At 70.7% G+C, this 19,370-nt stretch carries 15 protein-coding genes and 1 pseudogene; 8 read left to right on the forward strand and 8 right to left on the reverse strand.

Annotation, left to right across the window (positions count from 1 at the left end; genetic code table 11):
• Nucleotides 1–86: 86 nt before the first annotated feature.
• The 4 genes from DEU37_RS00345 (at nucleotide 87) to DEU37_RS00360 (ending at nucleotide 3,501) form a co-directional block, all read left to right on the forward strand.
• Complete coding sequence (locus DEU37_RS00345; protein ID WP_121188747.1) at nucleotides 87–803, forward strand: transcriptional regulator; 717 nt, start codon at nucleotides 87–89, stop codon at nucleotides 801–803.
• Nucleotides 804–839: 36 nt separating this feature from the next.
• A complete protein-coding gene (locus DEU37_RS00350; protein WP_121188748.1) occupies nucleotides 840–1,835 on the forward strand; it encodes an SseB family protein in 996 nt (331 codons plus the stop codon).
• A gap of 178 nt (nucleotides 1,836–2,013) precedes the next feature.
• Nucleotides 2,014–3,024 carry a non-homologous end-joining DNA ligase gene (gene ligD / locus DEU37_RS00355; RefSeq protein ID WP_121188749.1) on the forward strand — a complete coding sequence of 337 codons (1,011 nt, stop codon included), beginning with the start codon at nucleotides 2,014–2,016 and terminating at the stop codon, nucleotides 3,022–3,024.
• Between the two features lie 102 nt (nucleotides 3,025–3,126).
• Nucleotides 3,127–3,501, forward strand: coding sequence for a hypothetical protein (locus DEU37_RS00360; protein WP_121188750.1), 375 nt, complete (start codon nucleotides 3,127–3,129; stop codon nucleotides 3,499–3,501).
• Between the two features lie 23 nt (nucleotides 3,502–3,524).
• Here DEU37_RS00360 and DEU37_RS00365 read toward each other — a convergent pair whose 3' ends face one another.
• The 3 genes from DEU37_RS00365 to DEU37_RS00375 all read right to left on the reverse strand — a co-directional run bounded on the left by DEU37_RS00365 (nucleotide 3,525) and on the right by DEU37_RS00375 (nucleotide 8,176).
• Nucleotides 3,525–4,679, reverse strand: coding sequence for a WxL protein peptidoglycan domain-containing protein (locus DEU37_RS00365; RefSeq protein WP_121188751.1), 1,155 nt, complete (start codon nucleotides 4,677–4,679; stop codon nucleotides 3,525–3,527).
• A 121-nt stretch (nucleotides 4,680–4,800) separates the two neighbouring features.
• A complete protein-coding gene (locus tag DEU37_RS00370) occupies nucleotides 4,801–6,786 on the reverse strand; it encodes a metallophosphoesterase family protein (RefSeq protein WP_121188752.1) in 1,986 nt (661 codons plus the stop codon).
• Between the two features lie 163 nt (nucleotides 6,787–6,949).
• Nucleotides 6,950–8,176: a HupE/UreJ family protein gene (locus tag DEU37_RS00375; RefSeq protein ID WP_121188753.1), complete on the reverse strand. Its 1,227-nt coding sequence runs from the start codon at nucleotides 8,174–8,176 to the stop codon at nucleotides 6,950–6,952.
• 111 nt (nucleotides 8,177–8,287) lie between these two features.
• Here DEU37_RS00375 and DEU37_RS00380 point away from each other — a divergent pair, with 111 nt between their 5' ends.
• On the forward strand, nucleotides 8,288–8,956 hold the full coding sequence (locus DEU37_RS00380) for a hypothetical protein (protein ID WP_121188754.1): 669 nt from the start codon (nucleotides 8,288–8,290) through the stop codon (nucleotides 8,954–8,956).
• A 12-nt stretch (nucleotides 8,957–8,968) separates the two neighbouring features.
• Here the strand turns inward: DEU37_RS00380 and DEU37_RS00385 are convergent, their stop codons facing one another.
• From DEU37_RS00385 to DEU37_RS00395, 3 genes are all read right to left on the reverse strand, one after another.
• On the reverse strand, nucleotides 8,969–10,135 hold the full coding sequence (locus DEU37_RS00385; RefSeq protein WP_121188755.1) for an AI-2E family transporter: 1,167 nt from the start codon (nucleotides 10,133–10,135) through the stop codon (nucleotides 8,969–8,971).
• A gap of 36 nt (nucleotides 10,136–10,171) precedes the next feature.
• Nucleotides 10,172–11,494, reverse strand: coding sequence for a threonine/serine exporter ThrE family protein (locus DEU37_RS00390; RefSeq protein ID WP_121188756.1), 1,323 nt, complete (start codon nucleotides 11,492–11,494; stop codon nucleotides 10,172–10,174).
• 270 nt (nucleotides 11,495–11,764) lie between these two features.
• On the reverse strand, nucleotides 11,765–12,811 hold the full coding sequence (locus DEU37_RS00395) for an ATP-dependent DNA ligase (protein ID WP_121188757.1): 1,047 nt from the start codon (nucleotides 12,809–12,811) through the stop codon (nucleotides 11,765–11,767).
• Between the two features lie 154 nt (nucleotides 12,812–12,965).
• Here DEU37_RS00395 and DEU37_RS00400 point away from each other — a divergent pair, with 154 nt between their 5' ends.
• The gene (locus tag DEU37_RS00400) at nucleotides 12,966–14,693 is read left to right on the forward strand and encodes an acyl-CoA dehydrogenase (protein WP_121188758.1); all 1,728 of its coding nucleotides are present in this window, start codon (nucleotides 12,966–12,968) and stop codon (nucleotides 14,691–14,693) included.
• Between the two features lie 146 nt (nucleotides 14,694–14,839).
• Here the strand turns inward: DEU37_RS00400 and DEU37_RS00405 are convergent, their stop codons facing one another.
• On the reverse strand, nucleotides 14,840–15,517 hold the full coding sequence (locus DEU37_RS00405; protein ID WP_121188759.1) for a TetR/AcrR family transcriptional regulator: 678 nt from the start codon (nucleotides 15,515–15,517) through the stop codon (nucleotides 14,840–14,842).
• A 190-nt stretch (nucleotides 15,518–15,707) separates the two neighbouring features.
• Here DEU37_RS00405 and sucC point away from each other — a divergent pair, with 190 nt between their 5' ends.
• Nucleotides 15,708–16,874 (forward strand): ADP-forming succinate--CoA ligase subunit beta, encoded by a 1,167-nt coding sequence (gene sucC, locus DEU37_RS00410; protein WP_061683906.1) that lies wholly within the window; start codon nucleotides 15,708–15,710, stop codon nucleotides 16,872–16,874.
• Nucleotides 16,875–16,904: 30 nt separating this feature from the next.
• Complete coding sequence (sucD, locus tag DEU37_RS00415; protein ID WP_036285935.1) at nucleotides 16,905–17,807, forward strand: succinate--CoA ligase subunit alpha; 903 nt, start codon at nucleotides 16,905–16,907, stop codon at nucleotides 17,805–17,807.
• A gap of 84 nt (nucleotides 17,808–17,891) precedes the next feature.
• Here the strand turns inward: sucD and DEU37_RS00420 are convergent.
• A pseudogene (locus DEU37_RS00420) lies at nucleotides 17,892–19,350 on the reverse strand (NCS2 family permease).
• Nucleotides 19,351–19,370: the final 20 nt, after the last annotated feature.

The raw sequence follows: 19,370 nt of genomic DNA on the forward strand, positions 1-19,370 counted from the left end.
CGGTGCAGCCCGGACAGCGGAGGACAAGCGTGAGCAAAACAAGCGATAGTCAGGGAATCGACGACCTTCAACGTCGCGTGGAACGCATGCGCCCGCAGAAGAGCATCGACGGTGAGCGACTCATCGCCGTCTTCTCCGACCTGGTCGCGCCTCTCGGAAAAGCGCTGCCCGCATCGAGCGAGGTCGTTCTGCACGATCTCAGCCGGCTTCCCAACTCGATCGTCGCGATCTACGGCGATGTCACCGGTCGCCGTGTCGGCGACCCGGCGACGGATCTTCTGCTGCAGCTCACCATCGCGGGGGACTTCGACCACCAGGACGCCTACGAGACCGTGCTTCCCGACAAGCGGCGCATGCGCTCGACGACGATGATCATCCGCGATGTCGCGGGCAACCCCGCGGCGGCGCTGTGCATCAACACGGACCTCTCCTCCTGGATCGCCGTCCACGACATCGCCCGTGCGATGCTCGGTGCGGTCGCGGAGCGGCCGGAGAAGTCGATCCCGGATGCCGCGGCGCCGGTGACGGAGACGTTCGTCCGCGACGTGGAGGAGCTGGCTCAGCAGCTTCTGAGCACCGCGCTGGCAGACGCCGGCGTGCCCGTCGAGCTGATGCAGAAGCGCCACAAGATCGCCGTCGTGCGCGATCTGCGGGCGCGCGGGATGTTCCTGCTCCGCGACGCCGTCGAGACCGTCGCGACCGCCCTCAACGTGACCCGGTTCACCATCTACAACTACCTCAACGAGCTCGGCGAGGACGACGACGCCCCCGGGGATGCCGCGCTTCCCCACCCGAAGGGGTGATCCGCGCGCGCGGCGCCCGCGGCTAGGCTCGGACGCATGGCACTGTTCTCGCGTCGCGGCCGATCCGACAGCACCGACGAGGCCGCGGCATCCGCCGCGGAGCCCGTCGCACCCGCCGCGGACATCGACGACCTCGCGACCGAGGACGTTCCCCAGGTCGGGATCTCGGTCTCCACGTTCGGGGCCGACCCCGCGGGCGCCTCGCCCGTCGTCGCGGCGCGCCCGCCCGCGACAGCGCCGGCTCCGCGCGAGATCGTGCCCGGCCTCGTCGACAACGCCCTGCTGCAGGCGGCGCTGTCGGCGCTGTCGGCCCAGCCGCAGAACACCGAGATCATGAACGTGATGCGTCAGGCGCTGCAGGGCCAGCTTTTCCTGCGGGCGCAGGGCGACGTGCAGGCGCTGATCGCTGCGGGCCAGCAGATCAACCTCGCGATCGCGTCGCTGGAGGGCAAGCGCTTCCTGCTCGCCTTCAGCGGCGGCGCGGCGCTGCAGGCCAGCGTCGACTCCGAAGGCGGAGCGGCCACGTCGGTCATCGGACAGCCCGCGGTCGAGGTTCTGCGCAACGCGGTCTCCGGTGCATACGACGGCGTCTACCTCGATCACGCCACCGCGGGTGCCCGCGTCATCCTGCCGAAGGAGCTCATCGCCCGAGCCGTCGAGGAGAGCGAGCCGACCTTCGAGATCAAGACCCTGCTTTCGGGACCGCGCGATGAGAGCACGGCGGCACGCGTCGCCGATGCCCTCTCACGGCTGCCCGTCTGGGTGGCCGGAAACAGCGACGCCGAGGGACGCATGGGCCTCGCCGAGGCGCGCACTCCCGACGGTCAGCGCCGCATGGAGGTGTTCTCGCACCCGTTGGAGGTCGTCGCGCTCGGCCGCGGCGACAGCCCCCTGCCGGTGCAGCCCGAGCAGCTGGGGCGCGCGTTGGCATCCGAGCCCGGCCTCACCGGCGTCGTCGTCGACCCGGGTGGCCCGTGGATCGAACTCGACCGCGACGCGCTCGCGGGCGTCATGGCCCTCGCCGAGTCCTGACCCGCGGCGCACTCGTGCGCGCAGAATCGGACGACGGCACCGGATTCGGCTGCCGCGCGGCATCCCTTCCGTATCCGTTGCCGATCTCCGCATCCGTTGACATGGCGGGCATCCGACAGTCGTGCGCGCCGCGGACCTCCCCCTGTCGCGCCCGGCGCCCGGCCCGTAGGGTCGGGGCATGGCCTCGGAGCGCATCACCCTGGACGTTGCGGGCAGGGATGTCTCGCTGTCCAGCCCGCACCGCGTCATCTGGCCGCAGCTCGGTATCACGAAGCAGGAACTCGCCGAGTACGTGATCGCGGTGTCAGAGCCGTTCCTGCGCGCGAACGGCCACCGTCCGGTCTCGCTCGAGCGGTTCCCCGACACGGTCGACGGGGAGCGCTTCTTCTCGAAGAACCCGCCGCGCGGCGCGCCGGAGTACGTCCACGACGTGATGTGCACCTACAACAGCGGGCGGCGGCATCCGCAGGTCGTCCTCGACGAGGCCGCGGCGATCGTCTGGGCGGTGCAGATGAACACCGTCGTCTTCCATCCGTGGGCCTCGCTCGCCGCCGACACCGACAATCCCGTCGAACTGCGCATCGATCTCGACCCGCAGCCGGGAACCGACTTCGCCGATGCCGCGGCCGTCGCCCCGGTGCTGCGCGACGTGCTGCGCGAGGCCGGCCTCGAGCCGTGGCTGAAGACCAGCGGCAACCGCGGCATCCACGTGTTCTGCCCCATCGAGCCGACGCACGAGTTCCTCGACGTCCGCCACGCCGTCATCGCGGCCGGGCGAGAGCTCGCGCGACGGATGCCGGATGCCGTGACGGTCGACTGGTGGAAGGAGGAGCGCGGACGGCGCATCTTCGTCGACTTCAACCAGGCCAACCGCGACCGCACCATGGCCGGTGCCTACAGCCCGCGCGCCCTGCCGTCGGCGACCGTCGCGACGCCCATCACCTGGGCGGAGCTGGCCGACGGCGTCGACCCCGCCGCGTTCACCGTGCGCGCGGTGCCGCCACGACTCGCCGCGGTGGGCGATCCGTGGGAGGGTCTGCAGGAGAACCCCGGTCGCATCGATGTGCTGCTCGAGTGGTGGCGACGCGACCTCGAGGCGGGCCTGGGGGAGCTGCCGTTCCCGCCCGAGTTCCCCAAGATGCCGGGGGAGCCGCCGCGCGTCCAACCCAGTCGGGCGAAGAAGGACTGAGCGGGTTCACCGCCCGGTCGCCTGACGGCATCCCCTCCGTCACCGGCGCCTCTTAGGCTCGGCACTCGTCGCCGGCCGGGTGACGGACAGGAGAGCATCGGCATGCGCACGAGGACCTTCGCACGCGTCGCCGCCGGTGTGTGCTTCACTGCCGCGACGGCTCTCGGCCCCGTCGGCGTCGCCGAAGCCGCTTCCGCGACCGCGCCCGACGACGGCTCCTCGGCCGGGCCGCAGGCAACCTCGCAGATGGTCATCCAGGTCGTCGTCCCGCCGCACGAGCGCGGACCCGCGAGTCCCCGTCCCCACCCCTCCGCCGTTCCGGGGCTCTCGAACGCACGCCCCGTCGATGGGGGTGCGCTCGACGGTCGGCTTGCTCCGACGGGAGACCAGCTCACCGGAGCGCTCGTGTTCACCGCCGCCGCTGCCGCCCTGCTCGGCGCGGGGGCCCTTCTTCGCCGCCGCGCCGCACGGCACTGAATCGCGTACGGCGCCCTCCCGCCTCAGCGGCGCTCGTCGGTGACCGTGCGGATGGTCGACGTGCCCGGCGTCGCACTCCCGACCGCGTCGGCAGTGTCGTCCGGGGCGGACGGCTGGGCCTGCGCCAGGGCGTCGGCGACGGCGCGCGCGACCCGTTCGTCCTCCTTCTGCCTGCGGGCCGCGCCGGCGCGGCGGCGCCACCACAGTGCCGCCACGACGAGCGCGATCGCGAGCAGTCCGATGATCAGCAGCAGCCACGGCACGGCCGGACCCACCGCCTGCGTCGTGACCGGGGTGAGTCCCGTGGTCGAACCCGACGCGTCCACCACGATGGGGGTCACCGTCGCCGAGCCGAGCAGGACGAGCATGCCGGCCACAGCGGGCACCGTGACCTGCACGTCGCGCGTCTCGCCGGGAAGGATCTGCACCTCGGGGGCGACGTCCCCGGCATCGGCGGGGAACCAGCCGAACGGCCCTGCGATCGTCGCGCTCTGCTGAGCGCCCATCGTCGTGTTTCCGGTGTTGTGCAGGGTGTAGCTGAGCGTCGCGGTGCCCGTGCCGAGCGCCCACGTGCCGCCCCACGTCACCTGCGGGTTCTCGATCGCGAGCGACGGCGCGAGGGCGCCCGAGACGCGCAGGCCGATGCGGATGCCGAGTCGGCGGTCGACCGAGATGCCCTGGTCCGCCGAGGATCCCAGCGAGGTCACGATGCCCCCGACATAGTCGCCGGGGGTCGCCGTGGCGGGAACGGACAGCACGAAGGGCACCGTCGTGGACGCGTCGGGCCCGACCGTGACGGTCGCCGCCGACGCACGTGTCCAGGCGCCGACGGCGTTCGAGCTCTCCGCCGGCGTGAGCAGGTCGAGCTGCCCGCCGGCGCCGGTGTAGCCGTCGGCGGCGTACACCGCGAGCTGCAGCGCCGCGGAGCCGTGGTTGGTGATCACGAGCGCATCGCTGACGCTCTGGCCGGGGTCCACCGCGTACGTGTAGGAGGTGCGCTCTTTGCCGAAGCCGTTCGAGTCCGTGCGCACCGACCACGTCACGTCGTCCGCGCCTGCGGCGTCGTCAGCGGCACGAGCGGATGCCGCGGGAAGCGCGGCCGACGACAGCAGCGCCACGGCAGCGAGGACGACGGCGGTCAACGCGGTGCCGCGCGGGAGTCGGAGAAAGCGGAGCATCGGGTTCCTTCGAAGGACGGCGAACGGGCAGGGCGGGAAACGGGTGCGTCCCGGGACGCACCGACCGGGCTGGTCGGCGCGCCCCGGGCCGCGGGGCGAACTGTTCAGTTGTCGATGGCGCTCAGTTGCTGATGGCGGTGAGGGTGAGGGTGCCGCGGTAGCTGCCCTTGTCGACCTCGACCGGGATCTTCAGGTCCAGGTCGGAGCCGAGCACGGCGGCGCCGCGGTCATGGCCCTGTGCCGCCGATCCGAGCGCCCGCGAGTCGGACAGACCGGTGCCCCCGTCGTAGCCGGAGCCGATCGCGGCGCCCGCGACCGCACCGCCGCCGGCGGTGACGACCTTCGGGCTCCAGCCGAGGTACTTTCCGGAGAACGACTTGCTGCCGTCGGTGAAGTCGCCGACCTTGGCGGCGATCGACCAGGGGGCTACGGCGCGGCGGGTGTCGGTCACCGTGATCGGGTTGATCTGACCGGTCGCCTCGAAGTAGGCGTTGTTCTTCTCGGTGGCCGTACCGAGGTCGACGAGGCCGTTGTGGCCGTTGATCGTCCAGCCGAACTCGCCGGGGGCGGCGTCGGGCACGTCGACCTGGATGTCCTGCCCGTCGCCGTGGTTGGGGTGGATCGTCACCTCGTCCTGCACCGAGCCGACGGGCTCGGCCGCCTGGGTGCCGTTGGCCGGGCCGCACCAGAGCACGCGTCCCACCTCGACGGCCGCGTTGGGCGCCGCGCAGGTGCCGGAGCGGACGTTCTGGACGACGAGGGCGTCCTTCTGCACCTGCACCTTGACGAACGTGCGCACGTGCTCCTGGTTCTCGACCGAGTTGTACCAGTAGTTCGACGGGTTCAGCGGGTCGGCGCCGTTGCCTGCGCCAGAGGTGGCGTCGCCGGGCTTGGGTGTGGTGAGGTCGTAGTACTTCGAGCCGGATGCCGAGTTCGCCGTGACGTAGACGACGCCCCCGGGACCTTCGAAGACCTCGTTCTGGCCGGGCTTCTCGTCGGCCTTGGCCTTCTCGCCGTTCTTGATCTCGTACGAGCGCGAGTAGCTGTGGTCGTGGCCCTGGAGGACGAGGTCGACGCCGAGCTTCGAGAAGGTGGTCGGGAAGTCGACGCGACGCGTCTTGTTGTCGGTGTCCTGCGCGTGGTCGGCGGGGGAGTAGATGGCGTGGTGGTAGACGAGCACCGTGTACTTCGCCTGGGCGCCGTGGGCGTTGATGACGTCGGTCACGTACTGGATGTGCGCCGCGTCGCCGCCACCGCCGGACGAGGTCTTGTAGCTGTTCGAGTTGAGGTCGATGAACAGCACGTCCTTGTGGATGAACCAGTAGTCGCCGCCCGACGAGTTGGAGCTCGGGTCGCCGTTGACGTAGTACTGACCCGAGCGGTCGGTGTTCGGCGTGTAGAAGTGCTGCTCGTAGGCCTTGCCGCCCACGTCGTGGTTGCCGATCGTGGCGACCCAGGGGTAGTTGCGCAGCTGCGCGGGGGCGAGGAAGCCGTCCCACTGCGCCTCGGTGTTGGCCTTGTCGACCTGGTCGCCGCCCGACACGAGCAGCTCGGCGTTCGGGTTGGACTGCAGTGAGACGTTGACGGTGTCCACCCAGCCGGCGGTGTCCTTCGCGACGTCGCCCGACGAGCCGATCTGCGGGTCGCCGTAGAAGAGGAAGTCGAAGTCGCCCTCGAAGGAGCGCGTCTGGAACGTCGTCGTGCTCGACCAGGCGCCGTCGGATCCGACGCGGTAGGAGTACTGCGTGTCCTCCTGCAGGCCCGTGATCGTGGCGTGACGGTTGAAGCCGCCGCTGGTGGAGATGTTGGCGGTGCCGGCGGCGGCGAAGGTGACGGCCGATGCCGGGAAGGCGTCGCCCACGAGCGAGGCGGTGGGGGCGACCTGAACGACCTGAGCGGTGTCGGCGGAGGAGTACCAGCTCACGATGCGCTGGGTCTCGTCGGCGCCGACGCCGAGGATCACGCCGGTCAGCGTGGTCGGGGTGTCGGCGAGGGCGGGAGTCGCGACGACTCCCGCGAAGGCCGTCGCGCACAGCGTGGCGGCGGTGATCCAGGCGATCGTCCGGCGCGCGGGGCGCGGCGCTCGCGGTTCAGCGGAGTGCGGCATGATCTGTCCGTTCGTGGGTGAGGGATGCGCGGCACAGGGCCGGTCGCAGGCGCCGCGGGCGGCGTCATCTGGACGATCCGCCTCCGCGGTGACAGGGCGGTGAACATCACGCCCAGGAGCGGTGACGTCCCGGCGAAACTCTGAGGGTTCGCCCAGAGCCGGATCAGTCCCAGCCGAAGACGCGCTGGACGAACCAGATGAGCCCCGCGAGGGTCACCGCCACGGCGAGGGCGCCGCTGGCCCACATCGCGACCCGGGGTGCGCGGCGGCGCAGCAGCACCAGGATGGGGAAGACGATCGCGATCAGCCCGATCTGCACCGCCTCGATGCCGAGGTTGAACACGAGCAGCGACCACAGCAGCGTCCACGACCAGGGCTCGTCGATGCCGAGAGCGGACGCGAAGCCGAGGCCGTGGATGAGTCCGAAGCAGAACACCACGAGCAGGCGCAGCCAGCCCGCGCGGTCGAGTCCGAGCGGGCCGGCGTCACGGGTCAGCTCGGTGGCCGCCTCGCCCTTGCGCCACAGACGGAACAGATACCAGGCGGCGACGACCGAGATCGACAAGGCGATCGCGGGCTCGATGACGATGCTCGGAAGGCTCACCACCTTCGTGGCGGCCAGGATGAAGGTCACCGAATGCGCGAGCGTGAACACGGTCGCCGCCAGGACGATCTCGCGGAGCTTTCGCGAGCCGGCGATGAGGGCGAGCAGGAACAGGATGTGGTCGATGCCGGTCAGCAGGTGCTCCGCGCCCAGGCGGAAGAACTCGACGAACCGGTCCCAGGTGCTCTGCGCGGTGGAGAACTCGGGAGCGGAGGCATCCAGCGCCGCCGACCCGGCGTGCAGGTCGATGTCGTAGGTGAGGATTGTCTTCGTCCCAGTGACGTAGCCCTCCTCGTCGGGGAAGAGGGTGCTGCGCACGATGTGCGCCTCGCCGGCCGGGCAGGTGAGGGTGCGCGCGATGACGACGTAGGGCACGCCCTCCTGCACCGTCATCGACACGGCATCCAGGGGGCTGAGCGTGCATCCGGCGGCATCGCCGCCGCTCGTGCGGATCGTGAATCGCTCGTCGAGGTAGCGGGCGACCGTGTCGCGATGCTCATCGACGGCCTGGGCCATCGCGGCGTCGTCGCGGGCGTCGAAGGCGGCGGTCCCTTCGCGGAAGAGGGCATCGTCGTGCTGGGTGTCGGCCGCCGAGACGACGAGGAGGTCGTACTCGAGCTGCAGGGTCGCCACCGTTCGTCCCTCCTCGTCGCGCGAGAGGTCGGCGAACACCACCGAGCTGAAGCCGTGCGCGAGGGCGGCGGATGCCGTGAACAGCGGCGAGGCGACGGCGGTCGCGACCGCGAGCAGGATCAGGGCGAGGAGGGGATAGCGGCGCAGGGTCACGGCGTGAGCGTGCGCGTCGCCGGTGAACGGAGGTTGGCCCGCGCGTCAATCTTCGAGGAACGACGACTGCTGCGCGCCGCGCCGGTCGGCCCCTGACGCGATGCTGGACAGGTGCGTGTCGCCCGCTCCCGTCTCACCGCCGCTGCCGCGGCCTCCGCGGTGCTGATCGCTGCGGCATCCCTCGCCGGATGCGCCGCGGACTGGACCACACCCCACCCTGCGCCCACCCTGATCGCTGCCGCGGATGCCGGCTTCCTTCCGGCTACTCCGCTGGCGCCGGCGGCGACGATGACCCCGAGTCCGGGCTCGTGGGCCGGCGCGCGCCCGGCGGCGGGACTGCGGGTCGTCCTGCTGACGATGGGCGAGGAGGCGTCGACCGAGACGATGACCGACGCGGTGCGCATCTGGGCACGCGAGGTGGGTGCCGACCTGCGCGAGGTCAGGGCCGGGGCCGACCCCATTCCCGCGATCACCCAGGCCATCGACATGCACGCCGATGTCATCATGTCCGCCGGCGACGGACTCGTGGATCCCCTCGCGATCGTCACCGCGAGTCACCTCGACCAACCCTTCCTCGTCCTGGGCGGCGAACTGGCCGAGCCGACGCAGAATGTGCTCGCCGTCGACTGGGCCGGAGCCGGCTTCCGCGGCGAGGATCTCGGTCAGGCCGCCCACCACGACCCGGCGAGCTTCACGCCCGAGCGCTGCCGCGACGCCGTGGCGGCAGGCGTCGCGGCGCTGCTCAGCGGACAGAACGGCGTCGTGGTCTGGATCCCCTGACGCCGCCGCGGGTCAGTCGGTGCGGGCGATCGCCTCGCGGCGATGCGGGCGTGCCCACCGCGCCGGGGTGTGCGGGCCGTCCCACACCTGCACGATCCCCCACACCACCGCGGTGATCGGCACGGCGAGCACGGCCCCGACGATGCCGCCCAGCACGGTGCCCGCGGTCAGAGCGATGAGGATCACGAAGGCGTGCAGCTGCATGGAGCGTCCCATCAGCACGGGCTGCAGCAGGTTGCCCTCCAGCTGATTGACGAGCACAACCACGCCCACCACGAGCAGGGCCACGACCCAGCCGTTGGCCACGAGGGCCACCAGCGCAGCGAGGATGCCGGCGAGGGTCGCACCGACGATCGGGATGAACGCCAGCAGGAACACCAGCACCGCCAGCGGCAGGGCCAACGGCACCTGCAGGATCAGCAGCCCGATCAGGATGCCGACGGCATCGACCGCGGCGACGGTCGCCGTGCCGCGCACGTACGAACCGAGCACCGTCACGGTCTTGTCGCCGACCCGCAGCGCGCGCTGGTACGGCTCGCCGCGGAACGGCCGCAGCAGGAAGGCCCACATCTGCGGACCGTCCTTGAGGAAGAAGAACAGCATCACGACCATCAGCACGAGGCCGGTGATGAAGTTCGCCACGGCGCTGACGCCGGCGAGGGCGCCGCTGCCGAACTGCGCGCTCGTCACGAAGTCGGTGAGGGTCTTCAGCCACTCGTCGATCTGGGCATGATCGATCTGGAACGGCAGGGTGCCCGCCCACGCCATCAGATCGGTGAAGCCGCCCTGCGCCTGTGTCGCCAGCTCATCCCACTGGTCGCGCACGGCCCAGACGATCAGCCAGCCGACGGCGGTGAGGACGAGGGCGATGGTGAACAGGGTGATCAGCGTCGCGACGAGAGAGGGGATGCCGCGCCCGCGCAGCCAGCCCATGAGCGGCGCGAATGCGGAGGCCAGGATGAGCGCGATCACGAGTGGGATCGTCACGACGGTCAGCTGGCGGATCCCCCAGATGAGCCCCGCGGCGAGCACGACGACGACGATGATCTGCACCGCGCGGATCGCGAGGGCGCCGAAGGCATCCGCCCAGAGGCTCCACGGTCTGCCCACCGGGCGCACGTGGACCCCGTCCGTGCCGTGCTGGTCGATGCGGACGGTGCGGTCGCGGAACAGTCCCATGCCTCGACCGTAGACGACCCGTCGCCTCCGATCCGGTCACCGGGCCGGAAGCGACCACTCCCGCTCGGTGAGCACCCGTGCCACGGTGAGGCCGATCGCGAGGGCCACGACGACGAACACCGCGGTCGTCGCGTTCTGGATCGCCGCGACCGTGTCGCCGCCGATGACACCCGCGATCGAGCGGTAGGCGGCGGCTCCGGGCACCATGATCAGCACGGCCGGCACGGTCAGGGTCACGCGTGCGGCGCGCAGCCGATCGCCGAAGAGGTAGGCGCCGAGTCCCACGGCCAGGGCGGCGGCAGCGGCGGCGACGGCGGGATTGACGTGGGCGTCGACGAGCGCCAACCGCCCGACGTTCGCGACGGCGCCGAGACTCGATGCCGTCAGAGCGATCGCCCAGGGCGTGCCGAACAGCAGGGCGAAACCGAGTACTCCGACGAAGCCGGCGGCGAGCCGGACGAGCGACAGGAACGGCTCGGCGAACTCGGGGGCGGCGACCTGCGTGACGGTCGCGTCGAAGACGGTCGCGACTCCCCAGACGGCGGTGCCGGTGGCCAGCAGCACCAGGACGGCGTAGGTGACCCGGGCGATGCCGGCGTTGAGATCCAGTCGGGCGAGGTCGAGGGCGCCGGTCACGAGCGGGAAGCCGGGAACGAGATAGAGCACCGCGCTGGTCAGTGCCGCGTCGTGCTGTCCGCCGGGAACGCCGAGGGCGACGAACACCTGCGCGGCGGCCAGGTACACCAGCAGGGCCGTCATCGCCGAGGCGAACACGAGCAGGAACTCGTTCGTGCGGAGGCGGTGGATGAGCATCCGCACCCACTGGCCCGCCGCCGCCGCGATCCCGACGGCGACGAACTCCTGCCACCCACCGTTGTTCAGCAGCGCGAAGGCCGCACACGCCAGCGCGGCCGCCAGCACGCGCGTCAGATCGGAGTAGCGCCGCGGCATCCGCTCGATCTCGCGCAGCTCGCCCTGCAGGTGGGCCGGCGTCGTGCCCGGCTGCAGACGCGCCGTCAGACGTTTCAGGGCCGTCATGCGGTCGGCGTCGACGGTCGGACGAGGAACTTCCGCCACGCGTGTGCGGAACATCTGACCTCGCCCGGCGGTGAGCACGATGTCGGTCATGCCGACGCGGCAGTGCACGTCGTCGATGCCCACCGCTTCCGCGGCCCGCACCATGCTGTCGCGCACCCGCGCGGAGGAGGCACCCGCCCCCAGCATGAGCGATCCCAGGCGCAGCACCGCGTCCGTGCGGGCGATGAACTGCACCGGCTCGAGGGCGAGTTCTTGCGTGAGCGTCGGCTCCGAGGACTCGGCTGACGCACGGGGCGGCTCGTCGGGCGGGGCGGGGGCCATGGTCCGATCCTCGCACCGCCACGCCGCGAGGGCGAGCGGCGCGAGCCGGAAGAACGGATGCCGATATTCACGGTCACCGCCCGATGAGCATCGTTCCCGGCGCGCGTAGGGTCGGGATCACGGAGGAGGGGAGAGCGCCCCTCACCATCCGCACCACGGATCGCATGTCCGGCCGCCGGGACCCGGCGCCGATGCGAGCGCGGGGCGGGAGAGCCGGATCCGGCCCGTGCGGTGCTGCGCGGGTCGGATCCGTGCGCCACCGCGGCGGGCTCAGGCCAGGACATCCGCCAGATCGTACGAGCGCACCTGTTCCAGCTGCCCGAAGGTGCACGAGCGCGGATCGCGGTCGGGCCGCCACCGGTCGAACTGCACCGTGTGGCGAAAACGCGCTCCTTCGAGATGGTCGTAGCGCACCTGCAGCACGCGCTCCGGCCGCAGTCGGACGAACGACGTGTCCTTCGAGGCCGAGAAGCGCGAGCGGTCGGTCTGCCCGGTGACGGCCGCGCCCTCGGCATCCGTGACGACGAGAGGCGCCAGCTCATCGACGAGCTCACGTCTGCGCACATCGGTGAACGCCGATGCCCCGCCGACGTTGCGGAGATCACCGTGCTCGTCGTACAGCCCCAGCAGCAGCGAGCCGATCCCGTGGCCGCTCTTGTGCACGCGGTAGCCGAGAAGCACGACATCGGCCGTGCGCGCGTGCGTGATCTTGAACATCGTGCGCTTCCCGGGCGCATAGGGCAGGGCGAGGGGTTTGGCGATCACCCCGTCCAGCCCGGCCCCTTCGAAGCGGGCGAGCCACTGCGTCGCCAGGTCGTGGTCGCTCGTGGTGCGCGTGATGTGCACGGGTGCGGGCACCTCGCGCAGCAGGTCTTCGAGTTCTGCACGTCGCGTCGAGAACGGCTCCTCTTGCAGGTTGCGCCCGCCGCGGGCGAGCAGGTCGAACGCGATGAACATCGCGGGCGTCTCGGTGCTCAGCAGGGCGACGCGGGAGGCGGCGGGATGGATGCGCTGTGACAGTGCGTCCCAGGACAGGCGCCGCCGCCCGTCGGATCCGTCGAGCGCGACGACGATCTCCCCGTCGAGCAGACACGGCTCGGGCAGCAGCGCCGCACACGCGGCGACGAGCTCGGGGAAGTAGCGGGTGAGCGGCTTCGCGCCGCGCGAGCCGATCTCCACGTCGGCGCCGTCCCACGACAACAGGGCGCGAAACCCGTCCCACTTGGGTTCGAACGCAAGCCCGCCGGGAGTGCGGGCCGGGTCGGGAACGACAGCGACGGCCTTCGCCAACATCGGTGCGGGGATCTCGTACGGCATGGCTCTCATCCTGGCGGCGCAGACGCGCGTGCGACAGGGGAGTCCTCGCGAGACTCGCGGTGAGACTCAGTATCACTTATGATGGTCCGCAGTCTCAATTCTCGTCTCCGTTGTGACCGATCACCGAGACGCCGCGCGCACCCGAGGAGTCCCCATGGCCGCTGACTACCAGGCACCCACCGCCGACTACGCCTTCCTGTTCGGCGAGGCGTTCGGTCTCGACATCGTCGCCCGCGCGACCGGCGGCGAGCTCACCGCCGCCGACGGCGCGGATGTGATCGCCGGGGCCGGCGAGTTCGCGGCATCCGTCCTCGCGCCGCTGCAGAGCATCGGCGATCGGGAGGGCGCGCGCCTCGTCGACGGCCAGGTGCATCTGCCCGACGGCTTCGCCGACGCGTACGCCGCCTTCGTCGACGCGGGATGGATCAGCGCGGAGGCGCCGACCTCCGCGGGCGGCGACGGGCTTCCCGGGGCGATCCGAGCGGGCCTCGGCGAGATCTGGAACGCATCGAACGCCGCGTTCGCGCTGTGCTGGCTGCTCACCGCCGGACAGATCCATGCGCTGGATGCCGCGGCATCCGATCAGATCCGCGAGACGTACCTGACGAAGCTGGTCTCGGGCCAGTGGACGGGCACGATGAACCTCACCGAGCCGGCGGCGGGCACCGACCTCGGCGCCATCCGCACGATCGCCACACCCCGCGGGGACGGCACGTACGCGATCCGCGGGCAGAAGATCTTCATCACCTGGGGCGATCACGACGTCGCCGAGAACATCGTTCACCTCGTCCTCGCACGCACGCCCGGCGCCCCCGACGGGGCCAAGGGGCTGTCGCTGTTCGTCGCGCCCAAGTACCTCGTCAACACGGACGGCTCGCTCGGCGATCGCAATGCCGTCACGACCGTCGCCGTCGAGCACAAGCTCGGCATCCACGGCAGCCCCACCTGTGTGCTCTCCTACGAGGACGCCACCGGCTACCTCGTCGGCGAGGTCGGCGGAGGACTGGCGGGCATGTTCGTCATGATGAACTCCGCCCGTATCGCGATGGGCTTCCAGGCGACCGGCATCGCCGACCGCGCGCTGCAGCAGGCCTCGGCCTATGCCGCCGATCGGGTGCAGGGACGTGTGCTCGGTCGTGAGGGGACGGCGCCGATCGCGGAGCACCCCGACGTGCGCCGGCTGCTGCTGTCGATGCGCAGCGAGGTCTTCGCGATGCGCGCGCTGGGTGTCTACGTCGCCGACCTGTTCGACCGGGCCGAGCAGACCGACGATGCCGCCGTGCTCGCGATGGCCGAGTTCTTCGTGCCGATTCTGAAGGGCTGGTCGACGGAGGATGCCGTGGCGCTGACGAGCGACGCCATCCAGGTGCACGGGGGCATGGGCTTCATCGAGGAGACCGGCGCGGCCCAGCACTACCGCGACGCCCGCATCATGCCGATCTACGAAGGCACCACCGCGATCCAGTCCAACGACCTCATCGGACGCAAGGTCATCCGAAACCAGGGGGCGACCGCCGAGGCGCTCTTCGCCGACATCACCGGCACCGTCGCGGCATTGCGCGCGGCGGGCGGCGACGTCGCGGCGCGCACGGCCGCACGCCTCGAGCGGGCCGTGGATGCCGCGCGTCGCGCAACCGCCGATCTCATCGGCTTCGCCGACGCGCCGCGGGATGCGCACGCCGTCAGCGTGCCCTATCTGATGCTCCTCGGCGTCCTTGCCGGCGGTTGGATGCACGCGCTGGCGGTCGTCGCGGTCGCGGCCCACGCCGCCCCGGAGGAGGCCGACGCGCAGCGGCTGACCGCGGCGGACTTCTACGGCGCGCACCACCTGCCGCGCGTGCACGCGCTCGCCGAGACCGTCGCCTCGGGGGAGACGGTCTGAGGGCGGACCGCCGCCCTGCCGGGCCGCCGCCGCCCCCGGCGTCCCGCGCCGCAACTGCAAGGCCCGTCGGGCGACACGCCGCACGGGATGCCGTGATCCCGGCGTGCCGTCCGCGAAACCTTGCAGTTCGGCTGGGCAGCGCGCGCTCAGAGCTCGTCGCGCAGGCGCCGCACGACCTCGGCCATCGGCATCCGACGGGGGAAGGTCGCCACGACGACGTCGTCGTTCTGCGCCTGCTCGCCGTCCGGGTGCACGCCGAAGCGGTGCATGAGCTCGTCGTAGGCGTCGGTCAGCACCGACTCGGGGATGTCCTCGGTGCCGCGCAGCAGGCGGCGCAGGACGTGGTTGTGCACCGCGGTGACGGCAGCAGAGAACGCCACGGCGTCGATCGGGTCGAGGCCCGGGAGCGCGGAGCGCAGGTAGTCGTCGAAGAGCCGCTCGTACTGGAAGACGGTCACGATCTCGCGGTCGCGCAGCGCCGGCACCTGGCGCACCACCGCGTAGCGGCGGCGGGCGAGTTCGGGCTCGGCGGCGAAGTGGCGGAAGACGTCGACCGATGCCGCGCACGCCGCGGCCCACGGGTTCTGTCCGGCGCTCTCGCCGCCGGCCGTCAGCTTCTGGCGCAGGTGCGCGAGGAGCACGTCGTGGTCGCTGAACACGACGTCGTCCTTGCCGCCGAACTGACGGAAGAAGGTCGACCGGGAGACCCCGGCGGCCTGCGCGATCTGCTCCACCGAGGTCGCTTCGAACCCCTGCGCGGCGAAGAGGTCCAGCGCAGCGGCGACGACGGCGTTGCGGGAGGAGGTGGGAGACGCTTCGGCCATGCCCGTGAGCCTAACGCGACCCGGGCGCCCGTGCCGCTGCGCGGGGCGGGCGACGGTCGGAGCGTTGCGGTGCGTCTACTAAGCTGGGGGATCGGTCGATCTCTCGATATCGAGATTGTTTGAGCACTTTTGTTCCGATACCGAGAACCCTTCGGCACGACACCCACTGACGCCCAGCGAAGGATTGCACGTGGATCTGTACGAGTACCAGGCACGAGACCTGTTCGAGAAGTACGAGGTGCCGGTGCTCCCCGGCATCATCGCCGACACTCCTGAGGAGGCGAAGGCGGCGGCCGAGAAGCTTGGCGGCGTCGTCGTCGTCAAAGCCCAGGTCAAGACCGGAGGTCGCGGCAAGGCCGGCGGCGTCAAGGTCGCCAAGACCCCCGATGACGCCTATGAGGCGGCGAAGGCCATCCTGGGCCTGGACATCAAGGGGCACGTCGTCAAGCGCGTCATGGTCGCGGCGGGCGCCCAGATCGAGAAGGAGTTCTACTTCTCGGTGCTGCTGGACCGCGCCAACCGCTCGTACCTGAGCCTGTGCTCGGTCGAGGGTGGCATGGAGATCGAGCAGCTCGCCGTCGAGAAGCCCGAGGCCCTCGCCAAGGTCGAGGTCGACCCGCTGACCGGCATCGACGCCGCCAAGGCGCTCGAGATCGCCAAGGCCGGTGGCTTCGACGACGAGCTGGCCCCCAAGGTCGCCGACGTCTTCGTCAAGCTCTACAACGTCTACACCGGTGAGGGCGCCACCCTCGTCGAGGTGAACCCCCTCATCCAGGATGCCGCGGGCAACATCATCGCCCTCGACGGCAAGGTGTCGCTCGACGACAACGCCACCGAGGTGCGCCACCCCGAGCACGAGGAGCTCGAGGACAAGGACGCCGCCGACCCGCTCGAGGCGAAGGCCAAGGCATCCGGCCTGAACTACGTCAAGCTCGACGGCCAGGTCGGCATCATCGGCAACGGCGCGGGTCTGGTCATGTCGACCCTCGACGTCGTCGCCTACGCCGGTGAGAACCACGGCGGCGTCAAGCCCGCCAACTTCCTCGACATCGGCGGCGGCGCTTCGGCGACCGTCATGGCCGCGGGGCTGGACGTCATCCTCGGCGACCCGCAGGTGAAGTCGGTGTTCGTCAACGTCTTCGGCGGCATCACGTCGTGCGTCGCCGTCGCGGAGGGCATCGTCAAGGCGCTCGAGATCCTCGGCGACGCCGCCACCAAGCCGCTCGTGGTCCGCCTCGATGGCAACCAGGTCGAAGAGGGCCGCGCCATCCTCGCCGCCGCCAACAACCCGCTCGTCACCCTCGCTGCCGGCATGGACGAGGGCGCCGACAAGGCCGCCGAGCTGGCGAACGCCTGAGCCGCGGCATCGGAACAAGGAACTAGGACTATGTCGATCTACCTCAACAAGGACTCCAAGGTCATCGTCCAGGGCATCACCGGCGGCGAGGGCACCAAGCACACCGCGCTCATGCTCAAGGCGGGTACGAACGTCGTCGGCGGCGTCAACGCGCGCAAGGCCGGCACGACCGTGTCGCACGTCGACAAGGACGGCAACCCCCTCGAGCTGCCCGTCTTCGCCTCGGTCGCCGAGGCCATCGCCGCTACCGGCGCCGACGTGTCGATCGCGTTCGTGCCCCCGGCGTTCACGAAGGACGCGATGGTCGAGGCCATCGACACCGAGATCCCGCTCCTCGTCGTCATCACCGAGGGCGTCCCCGTCGGCGACACGGCCGAGGCGTGGGCGTACGCGAAGAGCAAGGGCAACAAGACCCGCATCATCGGGCCGAACTGCCCCGGCATCATCACGCCCGGTGAGGCGCTCGTGGGCATCACTCCCGCGAACATCACCGGCAAGGGACCGATCGGCCTCGTGTCGAAGTCGGGCACCCTGACCTACCAGATGATGTTCGAGCTGCGCGACCTCGGCTTCTCGACGGCCATCGGCATCGGCGGCGACCCCATCATCGGGACGACGCACATCGACGCCCTCGCCGCGTTCGAGGCCGACCCCGAGACCAAGGCGATCGTGATGATCGGCGAGATCGGCGGCGACGCCGAGGAGCGTGCGGCCGAGTTCATCAAGGCGAACGTCACGAAGCCCGTCGTCGGCTACGTCGCGGGCTTCACTGCACCCGAGGGCAAGACGATGGGCCACGCCGGCGCCATCGTGTCCGGCTCGGCGGGCACCGCGCAGGCCAAGAAGGAGGCCCTCGAGGCCGCCGGTGTCAAGGTCGGCAAGACGCCGTCCGAGACGGCTGCCCTCATGCGGGAGATCATCGAGACGCTCTGACGCTCGACGCGAGAGAGGGGGTGGATGCCGCGGCATCCACCCCCTCTCTTCATCTGCCCCCTGCCGAGCCGGAGGGGGAGGGGGTCAGGCTCCCAGCAGGGATTGGATGGGGCCGCGGGCGAAGTAGATCAGGAAGCCGGCGGCGACCACCCACAGCAGGGGGCTGATCTGCCGCGCCTTGCCGGAGAGCGAACGCACGACCACCCAGCTGATGAAGCCCGCGCCGATGCCGTTGGCGATCGAGTACGTCATCGGCATGACCGACACCGTCAGGAACACCGGCAGCAGCACGCTGAAGTCGCTGAGGTCGATGTGCTTGACCTGCGCCATCATCATCGCGCCGACGATCACGAGGGCCGCGGCGGCGACCTCGGTCGGCACGATCGAGGTGAGGGGCGTGAAGAACATCGCCAGCAGGAACACGAGCCCGGTGACGACGTTGGCGAGGCCCGTGCGGGCGCCCTCGCCGATGCCGGACCCCGACTCGATGAACACCGTGGCCGACGATGAGGAGGTCGCGCCTCCCACGACGGCGCCGACGCCTTCGACGACGAGCGCGGACTTGATGCGGGGGGAAGTCGCCCTTCTCGTCGGCGAGCCCGGCCTCTTTGGCGAGTCCGGTCATCGTGCCCATCGCGTCGAAGAAGTTCGAGAACACCAGCGTGAACACGAGCATGACGAGGGCCACGAAGCCGACCTTGCCGACGTCGAATCCGAAGTCGACCGCACCCAGGAGGCTCAGATCGGGAACGCTCACCGGCGATCCGGTCAGCGCCGGGATCGTCAGGCCCCAGCCGCCGGGGTGATCCGTCGCCGAGCCGAGGTGCCAGATCGCCTCGATGATCACCGAGACGACCGTCCCGCCCACGAGGCCGATCAGCATCCCGCCCTTGACCTTGCGGGCCACCAGCACGCCGGTGGCCAGCAGCGTCAGCACGAACATCAGCGTCGGCACCGACGCGACCGAGCCGCCGATGCCGAGTCCGACGGGCGGGGAGTTCGAGCCCGTCGCCGTGACGAAGCCCGAGTTGACGAACCCGATGAACGCGATGAACAGGCCGATCGCGACCGTGATCGCGAGCTTCAGCTGCACCGGGACAGCGTCGAAGATGAGCTTTCGCAGCCCCGTGGCGGCCAGCAGCACGATGATGACGCCGTTGATCATCACGAGGGCCATCGCCTCGGGCCACGTCACCTCGTGGATGACGCTGAAGGCGAGGAACGCGTTGATGCCGAGCCCGGCCGCGAACGCGAACGGCAGCCGGGTGATGAGGCCGAAGAGGATCGTCATGACGCCGGCGGTCAGCGCCGTGGCGGCCCCCACGGCGGAGAAGGCGAGCTCGTTGCCGGCGATGTCGGCCTTGCCCGACAGGATGATCGGATTCAGGATGACGATGTACGCCATCGTCACGAAGGTGACCAGTCCGCCGCGGATCTCACCGCCGATCGTGGAGCCTCGTCGGGTGATCTCGAAGAAGCGGTCGAGTGCGCCGATGGGCTCGGCGGGGGTGGGGCGGGCGGCGGACGAGGGTGTAGCGGGCATGGATCCTCCATCCAGAACCG

The sequence above is a fragment of the Microbacterium sp. AG790 genome, assembly GCF_003634765.1.
Taxonomy (GTDB): Bacteria; Actinomycetota; Actinomycetes; order Actinomycetales; family Microbacteriaceae; genus Microbacterium.